At 44.7% G+C, this 14,811-nt stretch carries 11 protein-coding genes; 5 read left to right on the top strand and 6 right to left on the bottom strand.

The window, feature by feature from the left end; genetic code table 11:
• Positions 1–299 precede the first annotated feature (299 nt).
• Both ACTWP7_RS11340 and ACTWP7_RS11345 read right to left on the bottom strand, forming a co-directional pair.
• Positions 300–1,013, bottom strand: coding sequence for a WecB/TagA/CpsF family glycosyltransferase (locus ACTWP7_RS11340; RefSeq protein ID WP_014644693.1), 714 nt, complete (start codon positions 1,011–1,013; stop codon positions 300–302).
• 16 nt (positions 1,014–1,029) lie between these two features.
• On the bottom strand, positions 1,030–2,307 hold the full coding sequence (locus ACTWP7_RS11345; protein ID WP_014644694.1) for a nucleotide sugar dehydrogenase: 1,278 nt from the start codon (positions 2,305–2,307) through the stop codon (positions 1,030–1,032).
• 529 nt (positions 2,308–2,836) lie between these two features.
• On the opposite strand from ACTWP7_RS11345, the gene ACTWP7_RS11350 reads away from it, so the two are divergent.
• From ACTWP7_RS11350 to ACTWP7_RS11370, 5 genes are all read left to right on the top strand, one after another.
• Positions 2,837–4,309 (top strand): O-antigen ligase family protein, encoded by a 1,473-nt coding sequence (locus ACTWP7_RS11350; protein ID WP_443123277.1) that lies wholly within the window; start codon positions 2,837–2,839, stop codon positions 4,307–4,309.
• An 836-nt stretch (positions 4,310–5,145) separates the two neighbouring features.
• Positions 5,146–6,669 (top strand): murein biosynthesis integral membrane protein MurJ, encoded by a 1,524-nt coding sequence (murJ, locus tag ACTWP7_RS11355; protein ID WP_443123278.1) that lies wholly within the window; start codon positions 5,146–5,148, stop codon positions 6,667–6,669.
• Positions 6,670–6,694: 25 nt separating this feature from the next.
• The gene (locus tag ACTWP7_RS11360; RefSeq protein WP_443123279.1) at positions 6,695–7,783 is read left to right on the top strand and encodes a glycosyltransferase; all 1,089 of its coding nucleotides are present in this window, start codon (positions 6,695–6,697) and stop codon (positions 7,781–7,783) included.
• Positions 7,784–7,899: 116 nt separating this feature from the next.
• Entirely contained in the window at positions 7,900–8,922 is a 1,023-nt protein-coding gene (locus ACTWP7_RS11365; RefSeq protein WP_443123280.1) for a GNAT family N-acetyltransferase, read from the top strand.
• A 16-nt stretch (positions 8,923–8,938) separates the two neighbouring features.
• Complete coding sequence (locus ACTWP7_RS11370; RefSeq protein ID WP_443123281.1) at positions 8,939–9,814, top strand: PIG-L deacetylase family protein; 876 nt, start codon at positions 8,939–8,941, stop codon at positions 9,812–9,814.
• Between the two features lie 113 nt (positions 9,815–9,927).
• On the opposite strand, the gene ACTWP7_RS11375 is transcribed toward ACTWP7_RS11370, so the two are convergent.
• The 4 genes from ACTWP7_RS11375 to ACTWP7_RS11390 form a co-directional block, all read right to left on the bottom strand.
• A complete protein-coding gene (locus tag ACTWP7_RS11375) occupies positions 9,928–10,152 on the bottom strand; it encodes a hypothetical protein (RefSeq protein WP_443123282.1) in 225 nt (74 codons plus the stop codon).
• Between the two features lie 52 nt (positions 10,153–10,204).
• A complete protein-coding gene (locus ACTWP7_RS11380) occupies positions 10,205–10,372 on the bottom strand; it encodes a hypothetical protein (protein ID WP_443123283.1) in 168 nt (55 codons plus the stop codon).
• Between the two features lie 45 nt (positions 10,373–10,417).
• Positions 10,418–13,837, bottom strand: a complete 3,420-nt coding sequence (locus ACTWP7_RS11385) for a hypothetical protein (RefSeq protein ID WP_443123284.1) — start codon at positions 13,835–13,837, stop codon at positions 10,418–10,420.
• Positions 13,838–14,012: 175 nt separating this feature from the next.
• On the bottom strand, positions 14,013–14,210 hold the full coding sequence (locus ACTWP7_RS11390) for a gamma-type small acid-soluble spore protein (RefSeq protein WP_443123447.1): 198 nt from the start codon (positions 14,208–14,210) through the stop codon (positions 14,013–14,015).
• Positions 14,211–14,811: the final 601 nt, after the last annotated feature.

Consider the following 14,811-nt stretch of genomic DNA (forward strand, 5'->3'; position numbering starts at 1 on the left):
GAGAGCACTTGACCCCCTTACCAGGAAAACCTGAATGAAGACCTTAAAAAAGAAGCGTTAATGCTTCTCTTCTTAAAGATGGTCAAAAGTGTGAGGGGTTGACAGTTTCGTTCATATCAGGAGGCTCCGCGCATTCCCACGGAAAGCGAAATCATCCCCCGAAGGACTGTCCTCTCAGCCTAAATATCTCGAAACTGAGTCTTACAGAAAAGGGAGCTTTTCTGTAAGTACTTGAGTTTCAAACTAAAAAAAGTGCTGGATCGTTTAATGATCCAGCACTCTAAAGTAAGCTTATACTTTTATTTCCGCTCTTTCCAGACCTTATAGAGGAACGTCGGCAGTTTAATCTGACGCTTGAGCCTCCAGGGTTCTGTAATTAAACGGTACAGCCATTCAATACCGAACTTCTGGAAGAACCTTGGCGCACGCTTCACCCGGCCGGAAATAACGTCAAACGAACCACCGACTCCCTGGAATATCCGTACATCCAGGTCCTTCATGTGATCCACAATCCAATATTCCTGCTTCGGACTTCCTAACGCTACAAAAAGAACATCCGGTTTCGCCTCGTTAATCGTCTGGATCACATGCTCCTGATCCTTCTCGTAACCATCGAGAACGCCCGCCACTTTAAGGTTAGGGTACTTTTTCAAAAGGCCGTCTTTCGCTTTTTCAGCTACACCTGGTTTCGCTCCATAAAGGAACACCGATTTATCATGGGTCGATGCCTGCTCGCACAAGGCAAGAAGCATATCAATGCCGGTCACGCGGCTTGAGATATCCCCCCGGTTGATCTTTGAAGCGAGCAGAACCCCAACCCCATCAGGAATCTGGTACGTAGCCTTATTTAATAAGTTCTTTAAATTGGGATCCTTTTGAGCCTGTAGAATCTTCTCCGGGTTAATGGCTACAATAAAGGACTGCCTTCTCTGTTCAATATCCGCTATGGTGTTTTGCTTGAGTTCCTCGTAAGAATAACTGCTTACGTCGACTCCTAAGAACTGTTCCTTCATGATTTCACCTGGACCCCTATCCGTTTTTTGAATCTCCCAGTCGTTTTGTGAGAAATCCTGCGTCTTTCCATTCGTCTAACGATAGTGCATTTTTCGTATCAAATACAAGTCTACTTCTCATTTTACCTTGTATGTGTGCAGGGTCAAGCTGTTTAAACTCATCGTGATCTGTGAGAATTACGACAATATCGGCTCCCTCTAGAGCTTCATCCATGCTCTGAGTCTGGTTGGAAGCGACATTTTCTTTAATATGCGGATCGTAGGAGGAGAAGCTGATGCCTCTCTCTACAAGTTCCAGAATTACTTTCAAGGACGGGCTTTCACGCTGGTCATCGATATTCGCTTTGAAAGAAAGACCAAACAGGGCCACTTTTGGATCCTGGATGTGCTGTTCTTTCAGGAACGATTCGACCTCTCCTGCCGTATACACCGGCATATGATCATTCGTATTACGGGACAGTTGTATGATCTTTGAAAGATCCGGCTGGATTTCGGCTAGGAACCATGGATCCACGGCAATACAGTGTCCGCCGACGCCTGGTCCAGGTGTATGAATATTCACCCGCGGATGATAATTGGCCAGCTTAATGGCTTCCCACGAATTCACGCCGATTTGATCACTGATTAACGCCAGCTCATTCGCAAAAGCGATATTCACATCACGGTACGTATTTTCAATTACTTTGGCCATTTCCGCCGTTGTAGCATCGGTTAAATGGATATTTCCTTTTACAAAGGACAGGTACAAGTCCCTGGTCATCTCGGAAGACTTCTCATTGATCCCTCCGACAATGCGGTCATTATCCACCAGCTCCTGAAATACTTTACCTGGGATCACACGCTCAGGTGAATGGGAGACGAATAACTCTTCTCCTATCGTAAGTCCCGTTTCTTCCAATACTGGAAGCATAACGTCTTCTACCGTTCTTGGCGGAACCGTTGATTCTAAAATTACAAGATTCCCTTCCTTTACAAACGGCACAATCGACTCAGTTGCTTTTTTCACGTAATCAAGATTCGCTGTTTTGTCCTCCCGAATAGGAGAAGGAACCGCGATGACGAATACATCCGCTTCCGTTGGTTCGAGAGAGGCCGTGAATTTTCCGCTGTCTACCGCTTCTTCCAGGCGCTCCTGAAGACCATTTTCTTCTATATGAAGCTGTTTAGCATTTACCATCTCTACAGCTTTCCGATTGACATCAACACCATGAACCTGGTGACCGTTAATCGCAAACATAACTGATGTAGGCAGGCCGATATAACCAAGCCCGACGACACAGAGTGACTTCTTCATAACCATACTCCCTTTCTCTATCTGAACCATTCCTATTAATATCGACTTCTATGCGGGCGATATTATGGGGTGTTTTTTCCATTTATCTATTTATTCCTTTTAAAAAATAAGGTTGATTTAAAATTCAGACTGCCTGCTATATTAAATTATGTATGCCGATTGGATCGTCATGAAAAATCCCCGCAAGCGGGCACACTCTACATAGTTCGGTTGCAATCTTCCGTTTATGACGTTCGGGGAATGCTTTTCCTTAGCAGGGCAATTTTAAACATGATAGATCCTGCTGCAAGCGTTAGATAAAAAGCCAGTTTCTCAACTTCTTATTGTACCTTATTTCTGCTTGGTAAGCTATTATGATCATGTCTTCACATGAATTTATTATACGGCTTTGCGACCTTTACATTCAACTGCTATTACATTCTTATCAATCTTGTAAACATCCCTGATCACACATAGACAGTCGAATAGTAATGGTTTATACTTCAATATGTCATATCTTAGAATATTCCAAACATTGAGGTGTTCACTATTGCCTAAAATTTTACATAAAGATTTTTACACGAAATTATTACTTTTATTCATTATTTTTCAACCTGTATTAGACATCCTTACGTTCTTATCCATTCGCTGGACGGACTCCAGTTTAACCATCGGCATTGTTGTGCGTGTGCTGTTCATGGCCCTTTCCTTATGGTTTATTTTGTTCGGCAATTCGAGCCGTTATAAGAAACCGATTATTCTTTATTTAGCTTCCCTCGCCGCTGCTTTTGGATTTGGACTTGTGTACAATTACTTCGCCAAACCTATTTTTGATCCATTTACAGAACTGCAATTCGTAGCTAAGACCGCTTATTTCTCAATTATGCTTGGCTCTTATTTGCTGTTGTTCACCACTATTGAGAAGGTTTCCACCGTTCGCCTTAGAATTCTCCAAGCGATTTCAGCGGCCATGCTGATCGTTTCCATTTCCTTGCTAGTAGCGATCTTAACAGGCACTTCAACGGAAACCTACGAGTGGAATAAGTTTGGCTATAAAGGCTGGTTCTTTGCGGGAAATGAACTGGGATCCATCGTATCGATCAGTTTCCCTCTTGTTTACCTTTATGCTTTGTATAAAATTGAAAGCTTGAAGAATTCTTACCTTTTTATACCCGTCGTATTACTGGCCATCGTATCGATTCTGATTGGAACCAAGGTTCCTTATTTTGCTGTACTGATGGCAGCGGTGATTGTGTTCTTCAGCTACCTTATTTATTGGCTCATTCAATGGAAAAAGAAACAAAAAGGATCCTTGCTCACGCTGCGCCTCGTGCTCTCTTTCTGTTTCCTGCTTCTGTTTGCGGCTGTATCCCCGTTTTCTCCTGCATTCTCTAACGTAGCTGGGGATATCGGGGCCATTGAGGAGAAAACAGCGGAACAAGAGGAAAAGGATAAACCATCGGATACCGGGGATCAGGATCCGGGAGATAAAGAAAGTGAAGGCTCTTCAGATAGCGATCAAGCTAAACAGGAAGAAGAGCAGGCAAAGTTGATGGATTCTCCGATTCTAGTAATCCTTTTAAGCGCCCGTAATCTGTATTTCGCCGAACTCTATCAAGATTATACGAACGCGGACATCGTCCAGAAAACATTTGGTATGGGGTATGCGGGAAACTATACAGACATGGAGGACAGAAAATTAATCGAGATGGATTTCTTTGATCTATTCTTTTCTTACGGAATCTTAGGCTTTACTTTAATCCTTCTGCCGTTCTTATTTATTATCGGTCTGTTTGTTAAGCTGCTGTTCCAGGTTCCAGGTCGACTGCTCCATCCGGAGAATCTGCTGATTCTTTTATCAATCGGCTTTGGTACCGGCATCGCCTTTATCGCCGGTCATGTGCTCTATGCTCCGGCTGTCAGCATTTATCTGGCTGTGGCTATGTCGCTTCTCATCATCAATATGTTAAAAATGCAAAACGATCACCGGGAAGCGAAACAACTCGCCTCCTCATCCAAATAGCTCTACCCCACCGGACATCCACCTGCTTTACTAAGCCGTGGATGTCCGGTTTTTAAATCCTAAACTCTTTTACAATTACATGTTGATCTTACAGTTTAAGCTCCCGATACAGGAAGACTCAGTTTCGAGATAGTTTGGCCCGTTACTAAAATGGGGATGAGGGTTGGTTGGGAAATAATTCGCTTTCCTGCGGGGGAACTGGCAAGCCTCCTCGGTCGTTTCACTCCCTGTGGGGTCTCGCCTCGCTCCTTCTCCCGCGGGAGTCTCATCATTTCCCCACCAACCCAACTATAATGTTGCGAACGGACCCTTCTAGAAGAGAAAGATTCTCCTGCTTAATCTGAATTAAATGCTTTTATGATAGGCGATTGCGGGTCATTACATCCTGGAAGTAGGTAGAAAACCACCTGGTCTAATTACTCAAATTCATCATCACGCAGGTGATGTTTGAAGTAGTTTCGATCTTCTGATTTGGCAAGGTCCGGAGGGGGATGGTGAAGACTCCTGCGGGATAAACATGATTCGGTGAGACCCCGGAGAGCGTTAGCTCGAGGAGGCTCAACACATGCCCGCGGAAAGCGAATCATCCCCCGCAGGAGCTTTCCTCTCATAAAATACCTCGAAACTGAGTCTTCAACTAACCGGCCCTATTGTGAAATATTACTTAAATATAACTATTAAGCTTAACCTGACTAAAACATAGATTAGCGGATTTCTGTGTCTGTGACCCGCCTAGGAAGAATGCGAAAGAGTTATGGTAAAATAAAAAGATATGATTTATAGTTGAAATCGTCGAACATCGTAGATTCAAAGTCTAGTCGAAAGAGGTATATCAATTGAAATCAAAACTAGGACTGGCAAGTATACTCTTCATCGGAGCTACCCTGCTCCTCAAAGTGTCCGGACTCATCCGGGATATGGTTATCGCTTATTACTTCGGGGACAGCTATGTGGCCGATGCGTATCTCGCCGCATTCATTATCCCGAATATGCTGATTTTATTTATGACAAACGGCATGAAAAATGCCCTTGTCCCCACTTATATTCAGTCGCTTGAGAAAAATCGCGGCAAAACATACTTAGGACAAGTTTTTAAAGGAACGCTTGTGCTCGCCTTTATTCTATCCATTATCGGCATGGCGCTCGCTCCGTTCCTGATTCCGCTTCTCTATCCGGAATTCAGCCCCGAGGCAACGCAAATTGCCACGTGGGTAACGATTATCTTCTTCTCCTGTATAGCCTTTGTCGGAATGAACGCGGTATTGGAAGCCTTTTTTGATGCGGAAAACAAGTTTTCTTTATCGATCGTCTCCCAGATCATCGTTATTCTGAGCTCCATCCTGGCGGCCTTCTTATTTGCTAACCAGATCGGAGCCTACTCTCTTGCGCTTGGTTATCTGGCCGGAACGATTCTGTCGCTTATCTTTAAGCTTTTCCTTGTGGTCCCGCGAAAAGTTATGGATGTAAAGCAGAAAATTGAATGGCCGGAAGTGAAGCAGTTCTACTGGATCTTCCTGCCTGTCGGTCTGACCGTGGCTGTCGGCCAGGTTAACTTGATGGTCGGAGCGATCTTTGCCTCCGGACAGGGCGAAGGTGCTGTTACGTACATTAACTACGCCAAGAATCTCGTGCACATGCCCCAGGCCATTTTCGGAGTTACGATTGCGACTATTATCTTTCCGATGCTGTCAAAAGCCATTACGAAAGATGATACGCCTCAGTTTAAGAAGGGTATCGAAAAAGGGCTCACCACGATGTATCTCGTCCTGCTGCCTTCTGTGATCGGGATGATGCTTCTTATGCCGAATCTTATCGAGCTTCTCTACGAACGCGGGGCCTTTAACAATGAGGCGACGCAGGCCACGACGAATGTCGCGTACCTGTACTTCGGTTCTGTCATCTTTTTCAGCTTGAATAACGTAATTAATAAAGGGTTCTACACGATGAATAAAGGTCATCTTATCTTATTCATCAGTATCGGATCGATCCTGATTAACGTGTTATTCAACTTTTTGTTCGCTTCGTGGCTTGGCTATTTAGGCATCCCGCTCGCTGCATCATTAATGGCCCTGTTTTATACCGGTGCCTGTCTGATCATTTTTGTGCGATTGGTCGGTGGGATTGATTTTAAATACCTCGCCGTTGATTATGGAAAAATCACCTTCGCCGTGATCATCATGAGCGGAGCGGTTATTGGAATTCAGCAGCTGATCGGAGGGCTGCCGAACCTCGTTCAGATCATCATCGTGGCGATTGTCGGCGCTATCGTTTTTGCTGGTGCAAGCTTTGTTATGAAAATCAATGCTTTCTTATTCTTACTTAACAACATCCGGAAGCGAGGAAAGAATTCAGAAGCCTGACCGGTCATGGAGAAAGGAGTTTCTTATGAAGAAACGCGTACTCGTCATCAGTAATATGTATCCAAGTAAGCTCAATCCTACCTACGGAATATTTGTGAAAAATCAGGTCGAGGCTCTTCGTGAGCAGGGGCTGAACATGGATATTGCCGTAAATAAGGATAACCGCGGCGGCAAGAGGAACCTGATTATGAAATATGGAACGTGGCTGCTCCGCATTTTAACGAAGCTGATTACAAACGGCCGTAAGTACGATGTGGTGCATGCTCACTATATTTTTCCGAGCGGCTTGCCGGCCTTACTTTTTAAAAAGCTGTTCAAAAGCAAACTGATCGTAACGTCCCACGGCGGTGATCTCGATCAGATGGCGAAAAAGAATAAATGGATCGCGTCGATGACGAAGTATATTCTGAAGCAGGCCGATCATGTGATTGTCGTCGGGGAAGCTTTAAAGCAGGAGGTCGTCGGTCAGTACGGGGTATCCCCGGAACGCGTCTCTCTCATTAACATGGGTGTCGACCGGAAGCTTTTCGCCCCGAGAGGTTCGGAACTGATGAAGCAGGAGTTAAACCTGAGCCCGGATCATTTCCATCTGCTGTTTGTGGGAAATTTAATTAAAGCTAAAGGGCTGACAGAGCTGCTGGAAGCTTTCCAGTCTCTTAATCAAGAGCGGCGGAATCTTGAGCTTCATATTATAGGAAGCATGAAGGATGCTGGGTATTTGTCCGAACTGAAAGAAAGCGTTCAGCCGGACAACAAAGAGGTAGTTCATTTTCACGGCGTTAAGGACCAGGAGAACCTGGCGAAATGGATGGCTGCTGCCGACCTGTTCGTCCTCCCCTCTTATATCGAAGGATTTGGACTGGTAGCGCTGGAAGCCATGTCCTGCCATACCCCTGTCGTCGCTTCCGATGTAGGTGGTTTATCTTATCTCCTGAGTGATGAAGCAGGCGTACTCGTTAAACCGAAAGATGCCGCTTCTCTGCGTAAAGGAATCGACGAAGTCATCGATGATCCTGAACGGCGCATAACCATGATTCAAAAAGGGGAACGGATTGCGGAAGAGAACAATGAGGAAATCCTGATCAAACAGATTATCGACATCTATAACCAATAAGAACCTCAGAAACTCAAATCACCTGATTTGAGTTTTCTGTTAGGAAGATACGGAATTCCCCTATTATTTGATATAATTCGTATAGGAACCCCAAAGTGCAGAAAGGAAACATTCACATGAACGTAAGGAAATACCACCCAAAAGATTTGAATCAGGTCCAAACCCTTTTCCAAAAGACGTTCAAGCAGGAACGTTCCTATGAGTTATGGAATTGGAAATTTAAACAAAACCCTAAATCTGACTCTCCCTTTATTCTAGTCTGGGAAGAGAACGATACGATACAGGGCCATATCAGTTTGTGGGTGACCGAGGCTTATCTATCCGGTGAAAAATCAACCATCGGCCTGCGCGTCGATACGATGGTTGATCCGGATGCACGCGGCAAAGGCATTTATAAACAACTGAATGAAGCCCTTTTGAGAGAAGCAAGCGATGCTGGGATCGATTACTTGTACGGATTCCCCGCTCCAAAAGCGAAGGAATTATTTATTCAATACACAGATGCTGTCCACCTGACAGACATGCCCCGCTGGATGTACGTTCAGCGGCCTGTCTCCGTACTCGCCTCTAAATTCGCGCCGCTGAAACTGCTCAGGCCGCTTGATCTGGCGTATGCAAAGTGGAAAAATCCGTATAAGCCAACTTCCTCTTCGCTTCATTGGAAAAATATCACAGAGTGTGGTCCGGAATTTGACGATCTTGCACAGGAAACACGCCACATCGCCCCGGCTCTTGTAGTAAGAGATGCTGCTTATTTGAATTGGCGCTACCTGTCCCATCCCGAAAACGAATATGAAATTCATGCGGTATATCGCGAAGAAATACTCCAGGGATACGTGGTAACGAAAATCACCACCAGCAGCGGATTTAAAAATGGGTTAATTGTCGATATGCTTGCGAATGAGGAAGAGATTTGGGAAGCGCTGCTTCAGAAGAGCTTTGATGTGCTGAAACAGACCGATGTCATCCAAACATGGGCGCTTTCACACACTCCTCTTGCTACCCATCTGAAGAACAATGGATTTACTCATAAAGACAGCCCAATGCCTTTAGTAGGTAAAGAGATCAATGAATCCCTCCGCTTCTTAAATCAATCGAGCAAGTGGTACATTACCCCAGGCGACGTGGATTCGTATTAAAAAGGAGAACTGATTTATGAAGCGACAAATTCTCAAACTAGCGCGGCCCGTTCTATCTCCCGCGAATCATATGATCATCAGCCGCTATTATAAGGCCGACAGACCGTTGAACGATGTAACCGAACAGCGCGTGCTGCTGTTTGCACCGCACGTGGATGATGAAACGATTGGAGCTGGCGGCACGTTAATGAAACATGCAGCCAGTGGAGCAGAGACGCACGTAGCTTTCTTAACAGATGGCTCTGGAAGCCAAAGCAAGGGCGCGGCCGATGAGTTAGTGGCAGCCCGTAAAAAGGAAGCACGGAAAGTAAAGGAACTGCTTAACCTTACCTCCATCGACTTCTTCGATGAAAAAGATGGACAGCTGACGAGTGACAAACGGACAAGAGCATGGATCAAAGCGAAGGTTGAAACGGTCCAGCCTGAAGTGATCTATGCCCCCGTATTCGTCGATTGTCATGCGGACCACATCGCAACCGCCCAGCTCGTCCGCGATACGCTTGAGGAAATGGGACGGGAAGACATCACAATCCGCCTGTATGAGATTAATACATTGCTGCCTAAGGAAGAAGTGAACTGCATCGTAGATATTTCCCCGTATGTCAGCCGGAAGAAGGAAGCGATTGCTGTGTTCCAATCTCAGGCTATCGATTTTGACGGCTTTCAGAGACTGGAGAAGTTGAAGCGTCATTTGGTGGCCGGTTCGGTACAAGCCGTCGAAACGTTCCTTGAATTAACACCGGCAGAGCTTCGCAGCCGCTTCGACCGGGTTCAGGGTAAATATACGTACAGCGAGCATTTCAAACAGGTGAACAAAGAAGTGACACTGCTCTATGCGATGTACAAGAATTTAACGTTTAAGCGGCAGGTATATGCAGAAAGCCGTAAATAGGTTCAGCTTCATTCTTCTGTTAAATAAATCAGTAAAGTAATAGTTAATCCAATATAATCAACGTCCAGTCAAGTAGAGCTGGACGTTGATTTTTTTGCAGAAAATTTCCTGTTCTACGTATTACTCTTCTTCGGTATCATTTTTGCAGCGATAAAATAGACCACAATTCCGAGTATAATAGGCAGAATGGAACCACCGACATGGATGCTTCTGCCGTCTTCTGGTGAATATTCGTTACTGTAGTAGAATTGCAGCCAGCTTAGATCCAAAAGACTGCCAGCAGCATAGATTAATAGAATGGAAAGAATGGCTGATAATTCAATGAAAAATCTTCTCATACGTAAACCCTCCCAGTAAAGGTCTGCCCAATCGCTTTGAGAATTTTTAAACTTATGGCTCGTTCTTCATATCTTTTATTTCCCTTTCAAGCCTGTCTATTTTCTGCTGTAATTCATGATCTGGCTGCGTAACTTTCCGCCCTATAATAATCAGGAAGCCGAGAAGGGCTGCACCACCGCCAAGGATGAACACCCCTATCAAAATAATAAATTCAACCATTGAATCCCCCCTATGCACCATCACTTACGAGAGAGCTTCTTTCTTTTAATCCCATTTTTTCAAGGCTGTCCACAGCCGTTTCAACTTCCGGTCTACAGGTTTGCGATCATCGGACTGCTGTTTCTGCCATTCATTGTAGCTCGCTATTCCGATGAGAATGAGGCCTGCAAGCAGCAGGTACACCCACCACGGAAGGTTGCCCCAGTAGGGTCTGGTCTGGTAAAGAACATTGAAGATCAGCACACCCATGCCGACGAAAAAGTAAGATTTAATCCGGAACTGCATGCCGGCAATCATCGATAGCAGCGACAATCCGCCAAGAATCCAAGCGTCCCAGATTGTATGACTCTGGATGCCATCAACGACTAAATAAGCAGCAATCAGAAGGAGAACCGCAAGCTGCACATGATTCAGAATCACTGCGTATTCACGCCAGGTTTTTCTCCGCAGTATGAAAAGAACACCAAGAACGGGAAGCACTTGCAGTTCAGCTTCAATTAAGTCAGGAATCAGTGCATGAAAATCCAGCAATACAATGATATACCCAGCATATAAACACCCGGCTCCCAATGTAATGAACGATTTGCCAAGCAGCGGCTGCGCCCATTTTTTAGCATTAAACAGGAACCAGACACTCAACAATAGTACGGGAATGACCCTTATCCAGACGTTCTCATCCATCATGGTCGTCAGGTTCAAATAGCCAATATAAAAGAGCGCTGTCCAGGAATAGGTATCGACTTCTATTTTGGGACCGATCAATAAACGATGGAAATAGCGGCCGGCCGCAAGCAGAATACCGAAACTTATGACCATCACCGTAACGAACGCTGAACGCTCCCAATCATGGCTGACCTCATTCAATAACGCCAGGCTGAGTAATAAGGGAATAAATCGGGCGAGCGACCACTTTCTGCGATGCATAAAGAAGAGGATCAGGATGACGTACCCAACGGCAAGAAGCCATTCATACGGTGCCCACGGTTCCAGTCGGTTGATAAACAGAGACAATCCAAAAATGGAAAAAGGAATGAGATACCATTCGGTTCTTTTCTTCCACTTGGCTGGTACCCCCATCCAGATTCCTGCGATGGCTATACTGGTCACAAGCCAGGCATATGTTTCAGGAACCGCATCCCACCAGCCGAAGTAGCCAGGGACCGTCCACACTGCAAAGAACAGCGTCGTTAAAGCTGCATAAAGCATCAGCTTGATTTCCCATTCTCGTTTGGCTTTTAAGGTGCTGTAAACATACAGACTAAGAGGAATCACCAGTACCCAGGGGTGCATCGCATCTCCGCCCAGTGAATTGAGCAGGAAAAGAGCGATCAGGACAGGCTGAATGGCATGAGCCAGCCAATAAAAATAGGGCTGTCTTTCTTCCCATTTTCCAAGTCTCACATCTCCAAGAAAGATGAGCAGAGCAGGTGCAAGTATCATATAAGTAAAAAACGAAGCAAACGAAGCAAACGAAGCGAACGATAATGGATCAAGTAAAGAGATATAAAAAGCTAACATCGTAACCGACACGAATAGCCAGAGAAAGGCTCTTTTAGCATACAGCACAAACCATACCATCATGCCAATGCCGACGAAGAGAATCATAGGACGGATCAAAACAGGATCCACCCGAGAGTTTCCTGCCAGGGTCACCATAGCCAGGATATAAGAACCTTGTCCGGTATAAAAACTGGCCGATGAAAGCTGTTGATCGTTAAATTTCTTCCATAACAGATGGACCATCAAAAGTAAGACTCCTGTGACGGCCAAATGAAATGGAAAAGCTAAACCTTCTTGATAAGCAGGAAACCATCCAATGAGCGGTTCATATAAAATGGCTGATGAAATAAACAAAGCCACAGGATGCACCCATACCGCTGTTTCTCCGATATCCACTTGGCTGTACGTTCTTTTCACAGGATAAGCAAGACCACTGATCATCAGGAACATGAACGAGCTATAGGCCAGACGTTCATCATACACGCTGTACCCAATACAGCCTGCCATGACGGATATCGATGTATAGATCGTGCTCGGAGCCACAGCCTGGAGCCAAGCCAGGTTCGTCCATAACCCGATGTAGAGAAGAGACACCGCTGCTCCGATAAAAAGGAATAGAAATAGCGGGCCAATCTCCGTCATTTCCCACAGCTGCCAAAGAGTGATAAAGAAAAACACAGGCGTCATGTATTGGAAAACCACGTAGCTGGTCAAATTCGAAAGCAATAAGTAATTGACAGTAATCAGGGCGTAAGCGATCAGCAAGAGCCACGAACCCTCTTCCCCTCTAAACACGATACTTTCGTAACTAATATAAACAAAAGCACAAAAGGAGACGATTCCGCTCGTATAACGAAACACTTTTTCCACGAATTGATGATTCTTAAAGGCGTAAGCAAAACCTAAGTAAACCAGCCCAACCACCGCATAAACGGTAAGATCGACAGACTGCAGAGGTGAATTCTCTACCAGTTGATAGATAGCGTACACGATCATCACCGAAAAAACGAATTGGTACTCTTTCGTTTGATAGATGAAAACCATCGCCATATAGATGCTCGCCGTCAGCAGCAGATTGAAGCTGTAAAAGACTTCACTCTCAAAGAAAAACAGCATGAGCACGGTTGAAAGGACTAAGTTCATCTGCGCATAGAGCGGCAATTCTTTTATAAATAACGCCCATCTGTCCGAATCCTTAAACCAGATATAACCGCCAAGCAGAAGCGCATTGAAAAGCATTAAACCCATGTAGAACGCGTCCATCGATAGAGGAAGGGCGCCAAGGCTGAATCCTGCCGACAGCGATAAAAATACAAAGGAGATCCATACATATAAACGGGACTTATGTACAATCGCATGCCTGATGTATAGCGGCAATGGAAGCAATGTACCGAGCAGACCTAAGAGGTATCGCCCTTCCCCGAATAGAGAGAGATAGTCTCCGAACAATCCAAAGAATCCAATCGCAACAATAGCAATCGGTATCAGCAGACTTCCTAATGTTAAAAAAGCAAAGGCCGTCTTTTCGATGTTCAGAAACTTCCCTGTCGCATAACTCAATCCGTGAAAAAACAAAGAGACAAAGAAGATGGAAAATACTTTCATTCCTGGACCCATCTGATCCCACTGACTTGTGGCAACAATCAGACCTGTGATCAAAAGCAGGGAAACGCCAAGAATAAGTGACCACGTAATATTACGTTCACGAATTTCCTCTTTGGATTTCGTCTTCTTCTCTTTCTTCGGTTTCACAGGAGGCTTTTGCTCTGTAACGAAATCGCGCGCTTCCGTGGCTTGTGGAGCTTTATAAAGCTGCTCTTTTTCTTTATTCTTATCTTGCCTATATGTACGATCAGCTTCTAACACTTTATGGTAGGCTTCATCGGTTAAATATCCATTGTTATGTAAATGCTCAAGCTGCGTTTTAAACACTTGCCGCTTCTCGTCTTCTGGTAAATGGGCCAAAATTCTCCCTCCCTCACGAATATGTACCTACTTGTAAGGGTAAACTTGCCCATGTTCGTTTTCAACCTTTTTTGGAATTTTATAACAAAATAATGTGATTTTCGTCCATTTATTATGAAACAGCTTTTAATCATAAATAATGCCAGCATCTATTTTAGAATACTGGCATCGTTTATTATAAATTTTCTTTTCCAACTTCATGAACATAATCGTTTTGAGCCATTTCACGTTCAGCGGTCTGTTTGGCTAGTAATTCTTTTGCCTGGTTGTAAGAAAGACCTGAGTTCGCGTTCTGACGTTTCACCTCATCAATATCTGTTCCTGAACTGGTGACGTTTTTCTGATTGCGATTAGGCTCCATGGACTTTGCCATAGGAAACACCTCCTCGTATTAACTTTCTCCTCTCCACTGTTTTTATTCATAAGTTACATGACCTTGAACAGCAGGGCGTTGGTAATATAATGGAGTATTGAAGAAAAGCTCCATTTACTTGAAGACTCCGTTTCGAGATAATTCTGGTCCGTTCAGGTATCCGGGCTAGGGTTGGTTGGGAAATAACTCGCTTTCCTGTGGGGGAACTGTTGAGCCTCCTCAGTCGTTTTCACTCCTTGTGGGGTCTCACCTAGATCCTTCTCCCACGGGAGTCTCACTATTTCCCCTCCAACCCAACTCTAAAATTGCTAACGGACCCTTCCAGAAGAGAAAAGTTCTCCTCTTTAATCTGTATGAAATGCTTTGATGACAGGCTATTGTGTATCGTTACATCCTGAAAATAGGTACAAAATCACATGATCTAATTCCTCATTACGCAGGTGATATATAAAGTGATTTCGAGCTTCTAATATCGCAAGGTCCGGAGGGGGACGATGAAGACTCCTGTGGGATAAACATGATCGGTAAGATCCCGGAAGGCGAAGCCTGAGGAAGCTTACCACATATAAGAAGTTCGACTAAGATCGCCACGTCCTGCGGC

It is taken from the genome of Halobacillus sp. B29 (assembly GCF_052246755.1).
GTDB classification, from domain to species: domain Bacteria; phylum Bacillota; class Bacilli; order Bacillales; family Halobacillaceae; genus Halobacillus; species Halobacillus halophilus.

Bases quoted from the DNA above. Each gene is read 5' to 3' on its own strand.
- ACTWP7_RS11340 (WP_014644693.1), bottom strand. From the start codon at position 1,013: ATGAAGGAACAGTTCTTAGGAGTCGACGTAAGCAGTTATTCTTACGAG.
- ACTWP7_RS11345 (WP_014644694.1), bottom strand. From the start codon at position 2,307: ATGAAGAAGTCACTCTGTGTCGTCGGGCTTGGTTATATCGGCCTGCCT.
- ACTWP7_RS11360 (WP_443123279.1), top strand. From the start codon at position 6,695: ATGAAGAAACGCGTACTCGTCATCAGTAATATGTATCCAAGTAAGCTC.
- ACTWP7_RS11365 (WP_443123280.1), top strand. From the start codon at position 7,900: ATGAACGTAAGGAAATACCACCCAAAAGATTTGAATCAGGTCCAAACC.
- ACTWP7_RS11370 (WP_443123281.1), top strand. From the start codon at position 8,939: ATGAAGCGACAAATTCTCAAACTAGCGCGGCCCGTTCTATCTCCCGCG.
- ACTWP7_RS11375 (WP_443123282.1), bottom strand. From the start codon at position 10,152: ATGAGAAGATTTTTCATTGAATTATCAGCCATTCTTTCCATTCTATTA.
- ACTWP7_RS11380 (WP_443123283.1), bottom strand. From the start codon at position 10,372: ATGGTTGAATTTATTATTTTGATAGGGGTGTTCATCCTTGGCGGTGGT.
- ACTWP7_RS11390 (WP_443123447.1), bottom strand. From the start codon at position 14,210: ATGGCAAAGTCCATGGAGCCTAATCGCAATCAGAAAAACGTCACCAGT.